This window comes from Vibrio sinaloensis DSM 21326 (assembly GCF_000189275.1).
Lineage (GTDB): Bacteria > Pseudomonadota > Gammaproteobacteria > Enterobacterales > Vibrionaceae > Vibrio > Vibrio sinaloensis.
In genome coordinates, this window is the sequence record NZ_AEVT01000074.1 from 43047 (window position 1) to 60235 (window position 17189).

Sequence of the window (17189 nt, forward strand, 5' to 3'; positions counted from 1 at the left end):
TGGGTTCAATGTAATGGGTTAACGCTTGCGAGTCAACCTAACACTATGATTTAGTTGCTCTTAGTATAGAAACGCTGAAGTTCTGTTAAGCCCTGCATTAATACAGGTAATGTCGGGTTCTCATCTTTCAGGCGTTTATAGTTGGTGTCGTACAATTTGTAGTTGCCAAACTTGTCGATCACCGTAGTGTTTTTAGTGGTGATTAACGCCAGTTCACGTGAGTCACCTGCTAGAATCCACTTTCTCGAACGCTCGTCAAACAAGTTACGACCGCTACTAAAATCAGTAGGGTTCGAAGAGACGCCCAAAAGATCTTGCAATAGCGTCACAGACAAGTCGAGATGGCTGGTTCTATGTTGATACTGAGAGGCAACCTTACCAGGCCAATGAATCACCATAGGCACAAGCAATTGGTAACTGCTGTAGTTTGAGTTTGCTCCCCAACTGTTTGTGTTGGTCTCGTTAAACTCAGTACCATGGTTCGATGTGAGCACGATGATGGTTGATTCGCTGAGCTCTAGCGTTTCAATTTGAGCAAACAGTTCAGATAACTCTTCATCCGCTGTCTCAACGGATTTTTTATAGCCCGCTTTAATTTTCTCATCGCTAGTTTGCTTCTCATTGCCACTATCGTATGCACTGAAATTATCCAAAGTTGTTAGCTCGATAAAGCTAAACCATGGTGTATCACCTTGTTCTTTAACCCAGTCGGACCAAGCGTTAATCGCTTGTTTATCTTGGGATAGCTCACCGTTGAACGGGATGCCAGTGAACTTCATGCCGCGGAACACCGATTCGCCGTAGATAGGGTCATTGAAGTTATCGCCACTAAACAGGCCAAAGCTGTACTCTTTATCCAACAGTGTGTCGATGACAATCGGCTTGGTGCCTTGGGTTTTGATGCTTGGCGCATAAGCACTCGGCAACCCGTAAAACAGGCCAAATACACCAAAGGTATCGTTACTCGAACTGTAATGATTGGTGAAGTTCAGGTTGTTTGTCGCAAACTCGTTGGCTGCCGGCATCCATTCTTGGTTTAAGGCATCGCCTCTTAGGTTGTTTACGCTAATGACAAGCACGTTAAGTGGATTCGCTCGACGGCTAAATTCTAACGGCTCTAAAGGGTAACTAACAAGTTCGGTATTCTGCTCTTTATTTTGCTCCAATCGTTTGAGGTATTCCTCGCGGTCAAGTAAACCATGACGTTCCATAAAGGATTTGGCGGTCATTGGGTAAGACAACGGGAAATTCGCGCGTTGAGCTGTGATCGGGTTATAGAAGTAAGCATCTGCCCACACGTAAACCAGATGGCTAGAGATAAAGCTGACAAAGAATAACGCCGCTAGAGGACGGCCCACGTGTTTATGGGAAAGCTTACGTTGCTTACGCCAAACCCACTCTGAAAGGCCTAATTGCAACAGGAAGATCAGCGGCATTACGATGAAGAGATGCTGCAAATCAGCGCTCACGGTCGACTTGCCCTCATTAAACAGCACTTCCCAAACCACAGGGGTGAGGTGCAAGTTAATGGTTTGATAAGCTTGAGTGTCGATTAGGAGTAAGGTTAGACCCAAAGTCGCGAAGCATACCGCGACCAGGCGAAAGAGCTTCCGCGACGGTATAAGAAATGTCAGCGGGAATAGAACCAACAGATAAAGCGCAAATACAAGGAAGCCGAAATGGCCGACCCAAGAAACAGCAAGATAAAACTGACCAAGTAGAGTTTCAGGCCAAGGCGATTGAGAGATATAGCGGGTGCCAATCAACATCGCTGCGATGATGTTGAAGAAAGCAAACCAATGCCCCCAACCTACTAAACGTGAGACACGTTCGCCGTATGTATTTCCGCTATCTACCATGTATGTGTTCTATTTTTTATTTTCGATTAGTGTGATTTATCTTCAATCGAAGAAACAAGTGCCTGAGCAAATTTTTCAGCAATAACTTTGCGTTGTGAAGGCGCAACATCCTGATTTAAGACATTGGTTGCGATATTTCCCGCAATCATTAGCGAAAGCTCTGCGCTTGCTGAGTGTTTTTCCAGAACCCCTGCAATTTCAGTCAGGATCTGTTCCACTGTTTCGTCGCTGTATTTAGATGTAATCGGCATAAGTGTTCTAATGTTGATAGTAAAGCGGCTTATGATAACCTACAATGCCACGCAACTGAAACCTATGCAGCGATAAATTTCATCATGAGCCTTCAACTATCTAACGTTATTCTCCATCAACTGCAAAAAAACGATTCAGACGAGCTTATTGTTAATTTTAGAACCGATTCTCTAGCTAATGATGCCTCGAGCGAAAACTTAATTGCAGAGCTTCACCGAGTCTTCCATTCTAAAGCAGGTAAAGGCTTTGGTTCATTTAAATCGGACAGTGAATTTCAGCAATGGTTGCTAGAACTGCGCAAAGGTGAGCGCAACTTCTATGATTTTTCGCAAAGCAGTGCAAACCGCTTAAAAGACGAGCTTTCAAAGTATCCATTTGCCGATGAAGGCATTTTGGTGATTGCTGAATATCAATCGCTGGCGACAGACTACCTATTTGTGGCGATTATTCCATCCAACCAAAGTTTGAAAGTCACCGAAGGGTTGGATATCAGTGCGACGGATTATCTTGACCTAAGTAAAATGGATATTGCTGCGCGTATTGATCTGACGAGCTACGAAACAGACAAAGAGTCCAATCGTTACCTTGCGTATATTAAAGGTCGAGTAGGGCGTAAAGTGGCGGACTTTTTCCTCGATTTCCTACAAGCAGAAGTCGGTTTAGATACCAAGCAGCAAAACCAAGTACTGATGCAAGCGGTAGAAGATTTTTGTGCGGACTCTAAGCTCGAAAAAGATGAAGTGAACAGCTACAAGAAACAAGTAGCGGATTACTGTAACGAGCAGATCAAGTCGGGTGATGAAGTGCAAGTCCGTGAACTTTCGGGTGAGCTACCACCATCACAAGACGGTACAAGCTTTTTGGATTACACCCAAGAGCAGGGCTATGAGCTTGAAGAGAGCTTCCCGGGTGATCGTACTGCGGTTCGTAAATTGACTAAGTATGTGGGCGCGGGCGGTGGTCTTAATATGAGCTTCGACAGCATGTTGCTGGGAGAGCGAGTATTCTACGATCCTGAGACGGATACACTAACCATCAAGGGCACGCCTCCTAACTTGCGTGATCAACTAACTCGCAACCGTTAATGGGTTAGATTAGGACTGGGCGCAATAAAAAAGCGCTTAGTCCTACACATCCTTGCGATAACGTATATTCTTGTATTCATAGCAATTTGTTTTGAGTGGAAGTGCATGGATCGCAAATGGATGAAATTTGGGTTGCTGCTCATGGCCTTGTGGCTGTTGGCTTTAGGTGGTGTAGCATCCAGTTATCGCTCAGTAGAGTCGAGTAAACTTCAGATTGAAGAGTTGGGCAACAGTGTTGATCATTTACGCAGCTCTTTTTTCTTTGAAGCCCCATATCGAGCCAAAATGGCGGATCGGCAGTCGCTCGATCTTCAACTTATCTACGCACTTCGCTTACAGATTGATGCCTACTACCAAGAGAGTTGGCTGTCTCCTGATCTTAACCAATTGCTGTTCACCACAGACCGCTTTATCGAGCAAGCTCAAGCCTATTTAGACAATCAACTTGCGGTACAAACGCTTGCTGAACGTATTCGCGACACCCGCGAACAATACGCCTCGTCTGCCCCGCTAGTGGCTCAATATTTCCAGTTGAGTGCAAATGTCTTTGAAGCCATGTATCTAACGGATAACGCCAATGCGGAAATATTCCGTAATGTAGACCGAATCTATCAACAGTCCAATCAGCTAGAGGCGATAGAGAGGAGAGATTTGCAACGGGTGTTGGTTGATGTGTCCCAAGTGCTTAGCAGCTATGCCCAAGGGAGCTACTTAGTTGATAAATTGATTGCGCATGATGTCGGCGAGCAAATTACAGCGTTAGATAGTGAGTATCATGCCATTCTCGATCAGCATATTTGGTTTGCGTTGGCATTAACCTTGGTCACTATGTTGGGGTTCATTGGCTTGCTGTATATGGCACAAGGTAGTGTGAGCAGCGTGTCCCAAGAGGCCGCGGTTGATGTACCAGAGAAAATCATCACAGCGAAAGCCATGGTTCCGGCTTCTCAACCCGCACGTGTCGAGCCACAAATTAACTTTGATAGCATGTTAGCGTCTTTAAACGGAGACAGTGAGTCGGTCTGCATGCTACTCGAGGTGTTTGTTGCTGACCACGCAGATGACGTTGCTCAGATCACGCGATTATTGACCGAGTCGCCTGAAGAAGCGCAGCGTAAAGCTCACAGCTTAAAAGGAGTAGGGGGCAACTTAGGGGCAGCTCAATTGCGAGAAGTCGCAGGTAAGGTAGAGGTCGCGATTCAACAAGACATTACTCAGGTTTCAGCATTGCTCAAAGAGCTGCAAGTCTGTTTGGAGACCGCCATCAATGAAGCCCAACAATATTTGAATGAACATAAATAATCTAAGTTGAAAAGTAACTAGAGCGCTCATTTGAGCGCTCTAGTTTCATTGAGATAGCTGTTAAGCCGTTTGCTTCGTTAACTCAGCGTCTTCTTCAACACTGGCCGGCGCTGTTGGCTCGCATTTATCGACGAACCAACCCATGTAAGAGGTAATGATGGTCACGATAATACACACAAAGCTTAGCCACATGAATGGTGCATAAGAGAGAGTCGCAACCCCCAGAATGCTGGCCATGTAAATACCGTTATCACTCCAAGGCACCATGCCAGAGGTCAAGGTACCGCCAAACTCGGCATTGCGCGACAGATTCTTACGTTTGTAGCCCAAGCGGTCGTAGTTCTTGGCACAGATCTTTGGCGTTAGGATAAGAGATACATACATCGCTGAGCCAAACACGTTACCCATAAACGCTGTCCCAATGGTACTGGTTGCAAGTGAGCCCGCGCTTTGTACACGACGCTCAAACAGTTTAGCGATGGTCTCTAATACTCCGACTTTATCCAGTAAGCCACCAAAGCCCAAACCAAACACGATGACAGCCACAGAGCCAAGCATTGAAGACATGCCGCCGCGATTTAGGATGGAATCGATAAAGGTGACACCAGACTCAATTTCAAATGGTGCCCAAGCGGTGTTAAAGGCTTGCAGGAAGTCAACGTCTTGAATCATTACCGCCCAAATAATACCGAGTAGCGAGCCAAAGCTGATCACAGGGAATGAAGGCATCCGCATTGCGAGTAAGCCCAAAACGATGATAACCGGTACAAATGAGTACGGGGTAATGTAGAACTGCTGTTCCATAGCCTGAATCACTGATTGCACTTGGGACATGTCGACATTGCCTGCGTAATGGAAGCCAAATGCGGTGAACATAATGCCAGTGATGATGTAACTGATTAGGGCAACGGGCAACATGCCTTTAATGTGCTCTACCACTTCTACATTCGACATTGATGATGCAAGGATCACCGAGTCAGACAAAGGCGACATCTTGTCACCAAAGTAACACCCTGAAAGCACGGCACCTGCCGTAATCGGTGCTGGAACGCCGAGACCTTGACCAATCCCCATCATGGCAATACCTGCCGTACCCGCAGCGCCCCAAGAGGTGCCTGTCGCCAGCGCGGTTAATGAACAAATGATCATTGTTGCCAGAAGGAAAATAGAAGGATGAATGGCTTTAAGACCATAGTAGATGATGGTTGGGACAATGCCGCCAGAAATCCAAGTTCCGACCAGTGCGCCGACCGCGAGAAGGATCAGCACGGCACCCAATCCATTGGAGATACCGTTGAGAGCCGCTTTTTCCAGTTCTTTATACTGATGGCCTAAACGAATCCCGAGCACCATGATGATGAACCAGCCGATGTAAAGCGCAAGTTGAATAGGGAGATCTAACTGGGCAGTGAACGAGAATGCCATCAGTAGAAACAGTCCGAGGGAGACAATAACCTGCATCAAGCTTGGCAGACGGGGGGTAAGTTGCGTCATACAGAGCCTCTTATTAGTGTTATGAGTCATGACTAATAGCTATCGGTTTGCTACTTGTCATAGGAGTGTTAACTCCTTTTGGGTATGCAGTGCACTTTACATTATGCAGAATTATATTTCGATAAATTGTCTATCTATTGTGATTCTGGTCTGCTTAGTTGAATTATTGTGGTTAATAATATGGTTAAACGTTAATTTTAATGGTTTGCAATGTTTTAAAATGTGAATTTCATGTGGCACGTAGTTTTTGTTTTTGTGTTGATGTTTATTGGATTTGTTGAACGAAATAACAAATGAGCAAAAAGGCGCCAAAACAAGGACTTTATTGCTTGTTGAGTTACAAGGAGACAAAAGTTACAGAAATGATGCATTTTTCTCTTGAGATTTCGCTGAGAAAATTGAATATTGGAGGTATTCCTTTTTTAAATTGATTTACATGGAGAGTTGAGAATGAGAGTAGGTTTAGTTGGTTGGCGCGGCATGGTCGGTTCAGTACTGATGCAGCGCATGGTTGAAGAGAAAGATTTTGACCTTATTGAACCCGTTTTTTACAGCACTTCTCAGGTCGGTATTCCTGCGCCAAATTTGGGTAAAGAGGCGGGTTTACTACAAGATGCTTTCGATATTGACAGTTTAAAGCAGTTAGATGCTGTGATTACTTGTCAAGGTGGTAGCTACACAGAAAAAGTATACCCAGCGCTGCGCCAAGCTGGCTGGAAAGGCTACTGGATCGACGCCGCTTCGACCTTACGTATGGCGCAAGATTCGATCATTACTCTAGACCCTGTAAACTTAACTCAAATTCAACAAGGCATTCATGGTGGCACTAACACCTTTGTTGGTGGCAACTGTACAGTAAGCTTGATGCTGATGGGCCTAGGTGGTCTGTTTGAAAAAGGTTTGGTCGAGTGGACCAGCGCAATGACCTATCAAGCAGCGTCGGGTGCCGGCGCGCAAAACATGCGTGAGCTTATCTCGCAAATGGGTGTAATCAACGATTCAGTTAGCTCAGAACTTGCCAATCCTGCAAGCTCTATTCTAGATATCGATCAAAAGGTTGCCGATACCATGCGTAGCGGTTCTTTCCCGACCGACAAATTTGGTGTGCCGCTAGCAGGCTCCCTCATTCCATGGATTGACGTTAAGCGCGACAACGGTCAAAGCAAAGAAGAGTGGAAAGCGGGTGTTGAAGCGAACAAGATCCTTGGCTTCCAAGACGCGCCAGTGCCAATCGACGGCACTTGCGTTCGAATCGGTGCGATGCGTTGTCACTCACAAGCTTTAACGATCAAACTTAAGCAGAACGTACCGATGGATGAGATCGAAGAGATGATCGCCACTCATAATGATTGGGTTAAAGTGATTCCAAACGATCGCGACATTACCGCTCAAGAGCTTACACCGGCGAAAGTTACGGGTACGCTTTCTATCCCTGTTGGCCGTCTGCGTAAAATGGCGATGGGTGATGATTTCCTAAATGCCTTTACGGTGGGTGACCAACTTCTATGGGGAGCGGCTGAGCCTCTACGTCGTACACTGCGCATTATTCTCGCAGAGAAAGCTTAAGCAAGAGCAGGCTTTGTCCTTAGCGAGTTAACAACTAAAAAAAGCCGATGTGTTTACATCGGCTTTTTTGATCTTGGAGCGAGAAGCATGCAGCTCTACTCTTCCTGACCCACCACTCTCAGATCGGGGTCTGCTAGCTCACTGCCACAATGTTTACAATACATCGCATCGGAGTCATGGCCGCTCTGAGAGCAATTAGGGCATTTTACGAGTGCTTTGTGCGAACGCATTTCTTGGCTGAGCTCAGCAGTGATGATTCCTGTCGGTACGGCGAGAATTGAATAGCCCAGCAGCATAGTCAATGATGCTAGCCCTTTACCTAAATTGGTTTGTGGTACCAAATCTCCATAACCGACCGTCGTGATAGTGACGATCGCCCAGTAAATACTTTTCGGAATACTGGTGAAGCCGTTTTCCGGTCCTTCAATAACGAAAATCAGTGCGCCGAAAATGGTGACTAAAATGGCGACAGTACTAAAAAAGATCAGAATTTTGCGTTTTGCCATCAGCAAGGAGCGCAGCAAAATATTCGAATCCTGCAGATAGCGAACAAGCTTAAGAATGCGGAAAATTCGCATCACACGCAGTAAACGAATCACCCCCATGAAAGAAGCGCCCGGGAAGAATAGGGCAAGGTAGGTCGGCAAAATGGCCAGCAAGTCCACCACGCCGTAAAAACTCTTCGCATAGGCGGCGGGTTTAGGCGAGCAGTACAATCGCAGCAAATACTCGATGGTGAACAATGCGGTGAAGGTGTATTCGATGTAACGAAGTTCTTTCGCCCACTGTGCACTGACAGAGGGAATCGACTCTAACACTAATACGATCAACGAAGTGATGATGGCAATAATCAACGCAATGTCGAATGCGCGACCTGCTTTGGTGTGAGTACCAAATATAATGACGTAAAGGTGATGTCTTAAGGAGTTTCTAGGCATGATAGAAAGAATGTTGGTTGCATCCCTCTATCATACCGAGTTTGCCTTGTTCAGGCTAATTTGTGCTGGTTTAAGCAAGGCCTGGAAACAAATTTCGTAGACCGTTGGCGATAAACTCGATTCCGAGGGCGCCCAAAATTAAGCCCATGATACGAGTAATCACGTTGATGCCTGTCTGGCCCAAAAAGCGGACAATAAGTGGTGCAGAGCGGAACAGCAACCAAGTCGCCAGTGCAAACAGTACGATGGTGATGATGATGCCGACGGTATCAAACATGCTTGGGTATCGAGAGCCATAAACGATTGTCGAACTGATCGCACCTGGACCCGCCATAAGCGGCATTGCCAATGGCACCACACCAATTTGTTCACGACTCACATACTCAGACTTCTCTTGTTTGTTCTGCTTATCTTCACCGAGCTTACCGCTCATCATTGAGAAGGCGATGCTCAAAAGCAGTAAACCACCTGCAACGCGGAATGAATCGAGAGAGATGCTGAACATGTCGAGCAGCATCTGGCCAGCAAGCAGAGATACAACAAGAATGATCGCAACGGCAACGTTAGCGGTAACGGCGGTTTTGTGTTTTTCCTCTTGGGTCATATGCCCGGTAAGCGAAACAAACACTGGCATGATGCCAACTGGGTTTACAGCAGCGACTAAGCCGAGAAAAAACTGTAGAAAAATTGCGATTTCGAAGGTTTGCATGAGTGAGTGTCCACAGCAAAGTTAACGACAATTACGGTACACGCGGAATATAGTCGAAAATCTGTTCACCAACGAATGAAAAAAACTAACCTGTAAAGGATGCCATTACTGAGAAAAACTAATTATTGAAATTTTCGTAAATACAAATGACATACTTTGTTACGTAGAATATGACCAGCTGAGAGATGTTCTGACATAAACGTTAACATCTGCACATTTTCGATAAAATTCACCATCGAATATAGAGAGAAATGCAGCTTTGGATATACTCTCAGTAGCACAAGGTTAGTGGCTCACATGAAAGTTTGTGGCCGAAAAATGAAACTTTTTTACAAGATATTGTCGTTTTACTATCTAGTGCAACTAAGTGATGATATTTTGCACAATTATCTTTTGTGATCTAAATCTTTAAAATTCAGTTAGTTATGTCATATTTTGCGATTTGGGTACCACTAAGTGGGTAAATAGTTTTTCAGAACTGATCTGGGTCAATTTTTTTCATAACCTGAAATAATATACTCAGCCCTGAAAGCAATTTACTAAGAAGCCTGCTCTGTTAGGTGGCAAACAAAAGTAGAACAGCGGTCTTAATAAAAAGTTTTTAATATTTGTTAATTTTAGGAGAATCCCTATGCCTGTAACTAATATGGCTGAACTAGATGCAATGATTGCTCGCGTTAAGAAAGCGCAAGAAGAGTTCGCTACTTACTCTCAAGAGCAAGTAGATAAAATCTTCCGTGCAGCATCTCTTGCAGCTAACCAAGCTCGTATCCCGCTAGCTCAACAAGCGGTTGAAGAATCTGGTATGGGTATTGTTGAAGATAAAGTAATCAAGAACCACTTCGCTTCTGAGTTTATCTACAATAAATACAAAGACGAGCAGACTTGTGGCATCCTAGAAGAAGATGACAACCTAGGCACAATGACTATTGCTGAGCCAGTAGGTATTATCTGTGGTATCGTTCCAACGACTAACCCAACTTCTACTGCTATCTTCAAATCTCTAATCTCTCTGAAGACTCGTAACGGCATCATCTTCTCGCCACACCCACGTGCGAAAAACTCTACTAACGACGCGGCTAAACTTGTTCTAGACGCAGCAGTAGCAGCAGGCGCTCCAAAAGACATCATCGGTTGGATTGACCAACCATCTGTAGAGCTTTCTAACGCTCTAATGAAGCACGATGACATCGCTCTTATCCTTGCAACTGGTGGCCCAGGCATGGTTAAAGCAGCATACTCTTCTGGTAAACCAGCAATCGGTGTAGGTGCAGGTAACGTTCCAGTAGTAATCGATGAAACAGCTGACGTTAAACGTGCTGTAGCTTCTATCCTAATGTCTAAGACTTTCGATAACGGCGTAGTGTGTGCTTCTGAGCAGGCTGCAATCGTAGTTGACGAAGTATACGACGAAGTGAAAGAGCGTTTCGCTTCTCACAAAGCGGTTGTTCTTTCTAAAGCAGACGCTGACAAAGTACGTAAAGTGCTTCTAATCGACGGCGCGCTAAACGCGAAAATCGTTGGTCAACCAGCAGCAGCAATCGCTGAACTAGCAGGTGTTAAAGTTCCTGCTGATACAAAAGTTCTTGTTGGTGAAGGTCTTGGTAAAGTATCTTACGACGACGCATTCGCTCACGAAAAACTGTCTCCAACACTAGGTCTATTCCGCGCTGACAACTTCGAAGATGCAGTTGCTCAAGCGGTAACTATGGTAGAGATCGGCGGTATCGGCCACACATCTGGTCTATACACTAACCAAGATACTAACGCAGACCGTATCCGTTACTTCGGTGACAAGATGAAGACTGCACGTATCCTTATCAACATCCCTACTACTCACGGTGGTATCGGTGACCTGTACAACTTCAACGTTGCACCTTCTCTAACTCTAGGTTGTGGTTCATGGGGTGGTAACTCTATCTCTGAGAACGTAGGTCCTAAGCACCTAATCAACAAGAAAACTGTAGCGAAGCGAGCTGAAAACATGTTGTGGCACAAACTACCTAAGTCTATCTACTTCCGTCGTGGTAGCCTTCCAATCGCAATGAGCGACCTAGAAGGTAAGAAGCGTGCATTCCTAGTCACTGACCGTTTCCTATTCAACAACGGTTACGCTGACGACGTAGTACAACTACTTAAAGCTCAAGGTATCGAAGTTCAAACTTTCTTCGATGTAGAAGCGGATCCAACGCTATCTGTTGTTAAGAAAGGTGCAGAAGCAATGCAAAGCTTCCAGCCTGACGTAATCATCGCTCTAGGTGGTGGTTCTCCGATGGATGCAGCGAAAATCATGTGGGTAATGTACGAGCACCCAGAAACTGCGTTCGAAGAACTAGCAATGCGCTTTATGGACATCCGTAAACGTATCTACAAGTTCCCTAAAATGGGTAAGAAAGCTGAGCTTGTATGTATCACTACAACTTCAGGTACGGGTTCAGAAGTTACTCCATTCGCGGTTGTTACAGACGACGAAACTGGTGCTAAGTACCCACTAGCTGACTACGAAATCACGCCAAACATGGCTATCGTTGATGCTAACCTAGTTATGAACATGCCTAAGTCTCTAACAGCATTCGGTGGTTACGATGCAGTAACTCACGCTCTAGAAGCTTACGTATCTGTTCTTGCTAACGAATACTCTGATGGTCAAGCTCTACAAGCGCTTAAGATGCTTAAAGAGTACCTACCATCAAGCTACGCAAACGGTGCAAACGACCCAATCGCTCGTGAGAAAGTGCACAACGCAGCAACTATCGCTGGTGTAGCATTTGCGAACGCATTCCTAGGTGTTTGTCACTCAATGGCGCACAAGATTGGTGCTGAGTTCCACCTACCACACGGTCTGGCGAACGCACTACTAATCTCTAACGTGGTACGTTACAACGCGAACGACAACCCAACTAAGCAAACTGCGTTCTCTCAATACGACCGTCCACAAGCACGTCGTCGTTACGCTGAAGTCGCTGACCACCTAGGCCTAAGCCAAGAAGGTGACCGCACTGCTCAGAAGATTGAACGTCTACTAGCATGGCTAGACGAGCTTAAAGGTAACCTAGACATCCCAATGTCTATTCAAGCGGCTGGCGTGTCTGAAGCAGACTTCGTAGCGAAACTAGACGAACTAGCGGTTGAAGCGTTCGATGACCAGTGTACAGGTGCTAACCCACGTTACCCTCTAATCACTGAGCTGAAAGAAGTTCTACTTGCTTCTTACTACGGTAAAGCATTCGTTGAAGGTGAAACTTTCGAAGGTACTACGGTAATCAAGAAGAAAGCAGACCAAGAAGCAGCGAAAGCGCCTAAAGCTAAGAAAGCAAAAGCTGACGCATAAGTAGGGCGTTAGTTATGAGATAAGTTTTCGCTAGCACGACACTTATCTATCGGGAAAAATCAAAGCCCCAGTCGAGAGACTGGGGCTTTTTTCGTTTGGGCTCTATGACTTGCTGAGTAATGAGGGGTTGGTTTGGCTAGGGATTATTCTCGAGGTTTAATTGACTAAATGGCGCCCAATAAAAAGGGCTGGCGTTATGCGCCAACCCTATAATAACTTACTAGCTTAGCCCTATGGCTTGGGCTATTTGTCGTCTTCTGGGAGTTTAACGTTAAGCTCTAAGACAGAAATATCATCGTCTTTGTGTTCGAAGGAGAGGTCAACCATCGCTGGATCGATAGCGACATACTTACTGATCACTTTAAGGATATCTTCTTTTAGCTGAGGCAAGTAAGATGGCGCAGGATCACCTTGGCTGCGACGCTCAGCGACAATGATCTGTAAGCGCTCTTTGGCTAAGTTCGCAGAATTTTTTTTCTGCGGGCGGAAAAACTCAAGTAATGACATACCGATTTAGCCTCCGAATAGACGTTTAAAAATGCCTTTCTTCTGTTCAGTCAAAAAGCGGAAGTCCACTTGTTGACCAAGCAGTCGCTCAACGGCATCATCGTAAGCCATACCGGCATCTGACTGTTCGTCAAAGATTACTGGAACCCCTTTGTTTGAAGCGTTCAAGACCGCTTGGCTTTCAGGGATAACACCGAGTAGGCTAATGTGTAGAATCTCTTCTACATCTTCTACACTCAGCATTTCACCTTGAGTGACTCGTGCTGGATTGTAACGAGTAAGCAGCAGGTGTTGCTTCACAGGCTCTAACCCTTCTTCCGCACGACGAGATTTCGAATCCAGAATGCCAAGGATACGGTCTGAGTCACGAACAGAAGAAACTTCTGGGTTGGTGGTTACGATTGCCTCATCTGCAAAGTATAGCGCCATTAATGCTCCTTGCTCGATACCAGCAGGAGAGTCACAGATCACGAAATCAAAGCCCATCTCGTCTAACTCGTCCAGAACTCGGCGTACCCCTTCTTTGGTCAAGGCGTCTTTGTCGCGAGTTTGCGAAGCAGGAAGGATAAACAGATTCTCAGTGCGTTTATCTTTGATCATGGCTTGGTTTAGTGTCGCTTCACCATTGATAACATTGACAAAGTCATACACAACACGACGCTCACAACCCATGATCAAATCAAGGTTACGCAGACCGATATCAAAGTCGATCACAACCGTTTTTTTACCTTTAACCGCTAAGCCTGAAGCGATAGCGGCGCTTGATGTAGTTTTACCCACTCCGCCTTTACCTGACGTTACAACAATAATGCGTGCCATTATGTGTTCCTTATAAATCTTAAATCGTTACTAACTCGAACTTGAGCGAGTCATTGTCTAAACTGAACATTACTTTTTGCTGCCAATATTCTTTGGCGAATTGCTCCGTAAGCCAGTAATGCCCAGCGATAGACATTAGTTCTGCATTGAGCTTATTGCAGATGATTACCGCATCTTTGTTACCACTCGCGCCGGCAATGGCGCGTCCACGTAAAGTTCCATGGATATGGATAGAACCATCTGCAATGACCTCAGCGCCTTCGCTGACGTGACTAAGAATGACTAAGTCACAATCTTTTGCATAAATTTGCTGTCCAGAACGCACCGGAGCGCGTACGATTTTAGTTGGTGCAAGCGTTGCTGGCGCTTGGCTTGGGGATTTACTTGCGCTCATCACCGCGAAGTTTGCTTCACTTGCGAGAGTTTGCGTTCGTTTATCTTTGCAGCCAGTGACACCAACCGGAATCATACCGGCTTCGGATATTCCGTGCTTCAGTGCAGCAAAGTCTATTTCACCATCTACTTTTGCAATATTGATGACAACAGGCGCATTGGCAAAAAATGCGGGCGCTTGCTGCACTTTCTCATTGAGAAAATTGACCGTTTTTATCACATCATTGTCGCTAAGGTGCAAAACGGACAATGTGAAGCTACTACCTTTTAGGTCTGGTGAATGTGACATCTTTAACTTACAACCTCGTAAGGGCGTTGCCTGAGACTAGGGTTGTCATGTTATATTCCCCCATTAAGCACAGCAAGTTATCTTGCGCTCAATTGAGTGTTTTGCTCTCAAAATTAGCGAAACATTGACGTTCATTGATTCTAAACGAACAAAAGGCTTCCCATGCTTTGTGCAATTTACAAAAGTTCTAAAAAAGAAGGCGCTTACCTCTACATTCCGAAGAAGGACGATTTTTCACAAGTTCCTGACACACTGATGCAGATGTTTGGCAAACCTATAATGGTTATGGTGATTAAACTCGATGGCCGTCAACTGGCGTCGGTTGATGTGGAAAAAGTACGCAACTCGCTTGAAAGTGAAGGCTTTTTCTTACAACTGCCACCACCTCCCAAAAACTTACTTGATGAATATAAAGAACAAAAAAAAGCACGTCAGCAGTCTGAAGACTAGTTAATGTTGATTTGCTTTTCAGTTGCTCAAGGAGGGCAATGTGAAAAAGTTATTGTCAGTCGTACTAGGTGCTACTCTCGCTAGCTCAGTTTGGGCTAGTGAGCCGGGCTTCGAGCAATATATCGAAAAGTTAAAAAATGAAGCTCGCGATAAAGGGATCTCTGAACAGGTGATTTCACAAGCTTTTGCTAATGTCGAGCATAAGCCTCGTGCGGTTAAAGCCGATCGTAATCAACCAGAAAAAAAGCTCACTTTGGATGAATACATTCCTAGAGCCGTTCCTGATTGGAAAGTAAAACAAGCGAGAGACTTGTATAAAAAACACTACAAAGAGCTGCAACGAATTGGCAAAGAATACGGTGTACAGCCGAGATTTATCGTCGCGTTATGGGGCGTAGAAAGTAACTTCGGTCGTTTTACGGGAAACTATCGCGTGATTGATGCGTTGTCGACCATGGCTTATGACGGTCGCCGAGAAGCTTTCTTCCGTAAAGAGGCGATGGCAGCATTGCAAATTCTGGAAGAAGGCCATGTCGCATACGAAGACTTTAAAGGCTCATGGGCTGGGGCGATGGGACAATGCCAATTCATGCCAAGCTCGTTTTTGTCGTTCGCCGCTGATGGTAACGGTGACGGCCGTAAAGACATTTGGAATACCAAAGCGGATGTATTTGCATCTACCGCTAATTATCTGAGCCAATCTGGTTGGGAAGACGGCTTTACTTGGGGGCGCCAAGTTAAGTTGCCTGAAGGTTTTGACATGAGCCTGGAAGGTCGCGTCGAAGGCAAAGAGAAGTCATTGTCTGAGTGGAATGAGCTTGGTATTACTCGCTACGAAGGACAAGCGTTACCGAATGTGGATGTCAAAGCGTGGTTAACCGCGCCAGACAAAGCGGACGGGCGGGTTTACTTGGTGTACAACAACTACAATGTACTGATGAAGTGGAATCGCTCTTACTACTTCGCTCTTGCGGTCAGCCATTTAGCCGACCGAATCGTACTTTAATTATGATTAAGGAGCTCTTCGGAGCTCCTTTTTGTTGGGAGTTTCTGTGTTATCCGATCGCGCTTCGCAAATGGTGGTGTTCGCCACTCTGCTCAAACATAAGAATTTCACTGTGGCGGCGAAAAACTTGGGCGTCTCTGTTTCACATGTCAGTAAGCAATTGGCTCAGCTTGAAGAGTCGCTTGGCGTAAAGCTGGTCCAGCGCACGACACGTACATTTACCCCTACAGAGGCCGGAGAGCAGTTCTTTCATCATTGCCAGCAAATTGTGCACAGTGTGGAAGAAGCGCAGCGAGAAATCGAAAGTCAGCGAGATGAAGTCGCTGGGTTAATCAAAATTGGCCTCTCGCAGTCATTTGGCACCTTGCATATTTTACCCGCCATTGATGAACTCCGGGTACGATACCCTAACTTGCAAGTTGAAATGCACTTGTTTGATTATCGTGTCGACATGTTGCAAGAAGGGCTAGACTTGTGGATCACCAACAACGAGACGTTACCAGAAGGCTACGTTGCACAGCGATTAGCGGACAGTAAATTTGTCGTAGCCGCATCACCTGACTACCTAATGAAGCACGATACACCTCATCACCCGAACGATTTGGGAGAGCATAACTGCTTGATTTACAGAAGTTGGGAACGCGACTATACCAGTTGGGCCTTTTCTCGCAGCGACGAGCAGCTTAACGTCAAAGTCTCGGGTAATTACTCGGTCGATTTAGCGGAAGCGGTGCGAGACGCAGCGGTAGCCGGTTGGGGTATTGCTTACCTTGCCACTTATTTGATTCGAGATGAGTTCAAAGACGGCCAACTTATCCAGCTGTTACCAGATTGGCAAGCAAGCCAAGATATGCCTTTCTACGCCGTGTATCCTAGTCGTCGTTACCTTCCTACCAAAACCGCAGCCGTGATCGATTTCATTAAGCAAAAGATCGGTTCACCTTGCTTCTGGGATAGACGACTTGCCCCATACTTGCAGTAGGAAAATGGGGCTTTTTCATTGATGGATTATTTCTGTTGTTAGAAACATATTTTCTATTTGGAAATAATAAAATAAAGCAAACGTTTATCTTCAATTAAAACAATAAGTTGCATTGGTGGTTGTTGTTTGTTCTGGTGAACGTACACTCCATTAACAACTGTGATTTGCATCTCGTTTTTATCTGAATATTATCCCACGCCATCCTTG

General features: G+C 45.4%; 15 protein-coding genes. 7 read left to right on the top strand and 8 right to left on the bottom strand.

Translation table 11 applies throughout. The features are described 5' to 3' along the window. Positions 1 to 50: 50 nt before the first annotated feature. Both RH45_RS13310 and RH45_RS13315 read right to left on the bottom strand, forming a co-directional pair. Positions 51 to 1859: a DUF3413 domain-containing protein gene (locus RH45_RS13310; protein WP_008077984.1), complete on the bottom strand. Its 1809-nt coding sequence runs from the start codon at positions 1857 to 1859 to the stop codon at positions 51 to 53. 26 nt (positions 1860 to 1885) lie between these two features. Beyond that, positions 1886 to 2110 carry a YejL family protein gene (locus RH45_RS13315; protein ID WP_008077985.1) on the bottom strand — a complete coding sequence of 75 codons (225 nt, stop codon included), beginning with the start codon at positions 2108 to 2110 and terminating at the stop codon, positions 1886 to 1888. 84 nt (positions 2111 to 2194) lie between these two features. Between RH45_RS13315 and yejK the strand changes: the two genes are divergently transcribed. Then, on the top strand, positions 2195 to 3196 hold the full coding sequence (gene yejK, locus RH45_RS13320) for a nucleoid-associated protein YejK (protein WP_008077986.1): 1002 nt from the start codon (positions 2195 to 2197) through the stop codon (positions 3194 to 3196). A 105-nt stretch (positions 3197 to 3301) separates the two neighbouring features. Then, on the top strand, positions 3302 to 4498 hold the full coding sequence (locus tag RH45_RS13325) for an Hpt domain-containing protein (RefSeq protein WP_008077988.1): 1197 nt from the start codon (positions 3302 to 3304) through the stop codon (positions 4496 to 4498). Between the two features lie 60 nt (positions 4499 to 4558). On the opposite strand, the gene nhaC is transcribed toward RH45_RS13325, so the two are convergent. Beyond that, positions 4559 to 5992 (bottom strand): Na+/H+ antiporter NhaC, encoded by a 1434-nt coding sequence (gene nhaC / locus RH45_RS13330; RefSeq protein ID WP_008077989.1) that lies wholly within the window; start codon positions 5990 to 5992, stop codon positions 4559 to 4561. Positions 5993 to 6442: 450 nt separating this feature from the next. On the opposite strand from nhaC, the gene asd reads away from it, so the two are divergent. Further along, entirely contained in the window at positions 6443 to 7558 is a 1116-nt protein-coding gene (gene asd / locus RH45_RS13335) for an aspartate-semialdehyde dehydrogenase (protein ID WP_008077990.1), read from the top strand. A gap of 95 nt (positions 7559 to 7653) precedes the next feature. On the opposite strand, the gene RH45_RS13340 is transcribed toward asd, so the two are convergent. Beyond that, positions 7654 to 8496 (bottom strand): ion transporter, encoded by an 843-nt coding sequence (locus RH45_RS13340; protein WP_008077991.1) that lies wholly within the window; start codon positions 8494 to 8496, stop codon positions 7654 to 7656. A 70-nt stretch (positions 8497 to 8566) separates the two neighbouring features. Continuing rightward, positions 8567 to 9205, bottom strand: coding sequence for a YchE family NAAT transporter (locus RH45_RS13345; RefSeq protein WP_008077992.1), 639 nt, complete (start codon positions 9203 to 9205; stop codon positions 8567 to 8569). 631 nt (positions 9206 to 9836) lie between these two features. Here RH45_RS13345 and adhE point away from each other — a divergent pair. Then, on the top strand, positions 9837 to 12536 hold the full coding sequence (adhE, locus tag RH45_RS13350) for a bifunctional acetaldehyde-CoA/alcohol dehydrogenase (RefSeq protein ID WP_008078000.1): 2700 nt from the start codon (positions 9837 to 9839) through the stop codon (positions 12534 to 12536). Between the two features lie 243 nt (positions 12537 to 12779). On the opposite strand, the gene minE is transcribed toward adhE, so the two are convergent. From minE to minC, 3 genes are read right to left on the bottom strand one after another with little or no spacing between them, the layout of a single operon-like run. Continuing rightward, the gene (minE, locus tag RH45_RS13355; protein ID WP_008078002.1) at positions 12780 to 13043 is read right to left on the bottom strand and encodes a cell division topological specificity factor MinE; all 264 of its coding nucleotides are present in this window, start codon (positions 13041 to 13043) and stop codon (positions 12780 to 12782) included. A gap of 6 nt (positions 13044 to 13049) precedes the next feature. Beyond that, positions 13050 to 13862, bottom strand: coding sequence for a septum site-determining protein MinD (minD, locus tag RH45_RS13360; RefSeq protein ID WP_008078004.1), 813 nt, complete (start codon positions 13860 to 13862; stop codon positions 13050 to 13052). Between the two features lie 19 nt (positions 13863 to 13881). Then, positions 13882 to 14544, bottom strand: a complete 663-nt coding sequence (minC, locus tag RH45_RS13365) for a septum site-determining protein MinC (RefSeq protein WP_008078006.1) — start codon at positions 14542 to 14544, stop codon at positions 13882 to 13884. A gap of 162 nt (positions 14545 to 14706) precedes the next feature. On the opposite strand from minC, the gene RH45_RS13370 reads away from it, so the two are divergent. From RH45_RS13370 to RH45_RS13380, 3 genes are read left to right on the top strand one after another with little or no spacing between them, the layout of a single operon-like run. Further along, the gene (locus RH45_RS13370; RefSeq protein ID WP_008078007.1) at positions 14707 to 14994 is read left to right on the top strand and encodes a YcgL domain-containing protein; all 288 of its coding nucleotides are present in this window, start codon (positions 14707 to 14709) and stop codon (positions 14992 to 14994) included. A gap of 40 nt (positions 14995 to 15034) precedes the next feature. Continuing rightward, positions 15035 to 16000: a lytic murein transglycosylase gene (locus RH45_RS13375; protein ID WP_008078008.1), complete on the top strand. Its 966-nt coding sequence runs from the start codon at positions 15035 to 15037 to the stop codon at positions 15998 to 16000. Positions 16001 to 16046: 46 nt separating this feature from the next. Further along, on the top strand, positions 16047 to 16982 hold the full coding sequence (locus RH45_RS13380; RefSeq protein WP_008078009.1) for a LysR family transcriptional regulator: 936 nt from the start codon (positions 16047 to 16049) through the stop codon (positions 16980 to 16982). Positions 16983 to 17189 lie beyond the last annotated feature (207 nt).

Coding starts and splice junctions, on each gene's coding strand:
- RH45_RS13310 (WP_008077984.1), bottom strand. CDS start 1,859: ATGGTAGATAGCGGAAATACATACGGCGAACGTGTCTCACGTTTAGTA.
- RH45_RS13315 (WP_008077985.1), bottom strand. CDS start 2,110: ATGCCGATTACATCTAAATACAGCGACGAAACAGTGGAACAGATCCTG.
- yejK (WP_008077986.1), top strand. CDS start 2,195: ATGAGCCTTCAACTATCTAACGTTATTCTCCATCAACTGCAAAAAAAC.
- RH45_RS13325 (WP_008077988.1), top strand. CDS start 3,302: ATGGATCGCAAATGGATGAAATTTGGGTTGCTGCTCATGGCCTTGTGG.
- nhaC (WP_008077989.1), bottom strand. CDS start 5,992: ATGACGCAACTTACCCCCCGTCTGCCAAGCTTGATGCAGGTTATTGTC.
- asd (WP_008077990.1), top strand. CDS start 6,443: ATGAGAGTAGGTTTAGTTGGTTGGCGCGGCATGGTCGGTTCAGTACTG.
- RH45_RS13340 (WP_008077991.1), bottom strand. CDS start 8,496: ATGCCTAGAAACTCCTTAAGACATCACCTTTACGTCATTATATTTGGT.
- RH45_RS13345 (WP_008077992.1), bottom strand. CDS start 9,205: ATGCAAACCTTCGAAATCGCAATTTTTCTACAGTTTTTTCTCGGCTTA.
- adhE (WP_008078000.1), top strand. CDS start 9,837: ATGCCTGTAACTAATATGGCTGAACTAGATGCAATGATTGCTCGCGTT.
- minE (WP_008078002.1), bottom strand. CDS start 13,043: ATGTCATTACTTGAGTTTTTCCGCCCGCAGAAAAAAAATTCTGCGAAC.
- minD (WP_008078004.1), bottom strand. CDS start 13,862: ATGGCACGCATTATTGTTGTAACGTCAGGTAAAGGCGGAGTGGGTAAA.
- minC (WP_008078006.1), bottom strand. CDS start 14,544: ATGTCACATTCACCAGACCTAAAAGGTAGTAGCTTCACATTGTCCGTT.
- RH45_RS13370 (WP_008078007.1), top strand. CDS start 14,707: ATGCTTTGTGCAATTTACAAAAGTTCTAAAAAAGAAGGCGCTTACCTC.